The 1,995-nt window shown below is 62.4% G+C and carries 2 protein-coding genes; both read right to left on the minus strand.

Annotated elements, in window-relative coordinates; genetic code table 11:
• Positions 1-757: 757 nt before the first annotated feature.
• A complete protein-coding gene (locus ACFSFW_RS24205; RefSeq protein ID WP_388042218.1) occupies positions 758-1,573 on the minus strand; it encodes a hypothetical protein in 816 nt (271 codons plus the stop codon).
• Complete coding sequence (locus ACFSFW_RS24265) at positions 1,570-1,956, minus strand: PD-(D/E)XK family putative nuclease (RefSeq protein WP_465253937.1); 387 nt, start codon at positions 1,954-1,956, stop codon at positions 1,570-1,572. Before ACFSFW_RS24265 ends, ACFSFW_RS24205 begins: the two co-directional genes overlap by 4 nt.
• Between the last annotated feature and the right edge of the window lie 39 nt (positions 1,957-1,995).

The following is a 1,995-nucleotide window of genomic DNA, read 5'->3' on the forward strand; positions in this document are numbered from 1 at the left end:
CTCGCGCCGCAAAAGCGGCGCGAGAAGTATCAAAATGAAAATGCTTCTTCCTTCTGGAGTAAGAAGGGGCGTAATAATTAATCTATCACCATACCCGAGAGGTTCGTGAAACAAAGTATGTAATGATTCTTCACGGGGCAATCGTTAACTCGAGATCGAGTTTCTGGTTGGGGTAACTCAAATCTGAGTAAACTATCTGAACAACTCTATCCGCCGGGAAATTATCGGAAATCATTTCATATATTTTTCCGGGATTAACCGAACCCGTAGCAACTGCATAGAGAGCCGCCACCGAAACACGGCCGAGACTTCGCGCAATCTCATCGGCCACGAGAGCGACCGAATGCGGGCCGAGAATCGGCCGCTATCGATCACCCGGCTCTCCGACCTCTCGAGAACTCCCGCTAGATCTCGACGTCGACGTCCTCCTCGAGGCCGGGATCGTCGTCGAGGACAGCTCCCCGAGCGACGATCGTCCCGTCGACGTCCACCCGCCACGAACCGACGAGACGGCCGGACTCCCTGCTCGACGTCGATCTCTCTGTTCTCTGCTCTGAGCTACCTGTGAGAATAGAATCCGCTCAGTGGCCGCTCTCGGCCCGCAACCGACGCCACCGCCAGAGCCCCCAGTTGGCGGCCAGCGCGACGGCCGTCGCAATCCCGACCGCTAGGAGTGGATCGGAGAGAACGGCCACGAGAGGGGCCGAGAGGCCGCACAGTAGCACAACGCTCGTCACTCGGTCTCGGACAGTCACCGTCACGGTCTCTCGTCGACGGGCTCGAGAGCGACGACGTCGTCCTCCTCGAGGTCGTCGTCGACCGGCTCGAGTGCAAGGACGTCGTCGACGTCGTCCTCGATCTCGATCGGCTCGAAGCTCTCGCCGTCGGTCTCCTCCTGGCCGTCTGCGTCGACGTCCTCCTCGAGGTCCTCGAACAGGTCCGCGGGCTCATCGTCGACGGGATCGTCCTCGAGACCGTCGACGCCACTCTCGGAGGAAACGAACTCGCGGAGTCGATCGAGGATCGACGGCTCTCGCTTCTCGGGATCGTCGTCGACGTCCACCGGATCGGCCTCGGCCGGCCCCTCGATCTCGTCGTCGCTCGCCTCCTGGTCGTCTTCGTCGACGTCCACCGGGTCGACCTCGAGACCGAGTCGCTCGATGCTGTCGTCGACGTCCTCTTGCGGAGCGGCTCGGATCGTCTCGACGACGTCGACGACCTCCCAGAGACCGACCTCCTGCTCGATCGTCTCTCCGCGGAGTCGCTCCTCCCGAACGTATGCCTCCTCGAGGTCGGCCCGAACGATCGCGCCCTCGCCGACGTCGATCTCCGGATCGATCGCGACGACCTCGGTCTCGATCTCGAGTCCGAACAGTCCAGCGACCGAGCCGACGAGCGGAGTCCGGAGGACCTGGGCTCGGAGATCGTCGGGCTCGAGCCATAGCACCGCGAGACGTTGCTCGTCCTCGAGGGCCTCGAGGATCTCTCCGGGCACCATGTAGCCGTCTCGCTCGTCTGGATCGATCACCTGTGCCACCTCTGCCGTGAGTCTGAGTCTGCGGGCCATGGTCACTGAAACACCTCCTCGATCGAGAGTTTGATCTGCGGCCCTCGATGGTGGCCGCTCGGATAGAAATCGCTGTCTGAGAGCCTGAGCGTCCGGGCTCGGGTCATCTTGGAACGGAGGACCTCGATCCCTCGGCCTCGAGGTCGATAGGCGGCGAAGTAGATCCATCCGTCCCGTTTCGCCAGCGTATCGTAGGCATCCTGAAAGATGCGAAACCGTCCGGTAGAGCCGTCGGCTCGCCGTCTCATGGCTCCCTTGATCGAGACCGGCTCTCCGCTCGGGGTCCTCGCGTCGTGCCAACTCGAGTGCTCGGCCTCGAGGCCTCGGTCGTCTCGGGCGTGGCGTTCGACGAGTGCTCCGTATCGCGGAGCGTTGCTCGATCGACTCATACCACCACCACGGCACCCCCGCCAGTTCGGTAAGACTCA

The organism is Ferdinandcohnia salidurans, from assembly GCF_042680725.1.
GTDB classification, from domain to species: domain Bacteria; phylum Bacillota; class Bacilli; order Bacillales; family Bacillaceae_L; genus Ferdinandcohnia; species Ferdinandcohnia salidurans.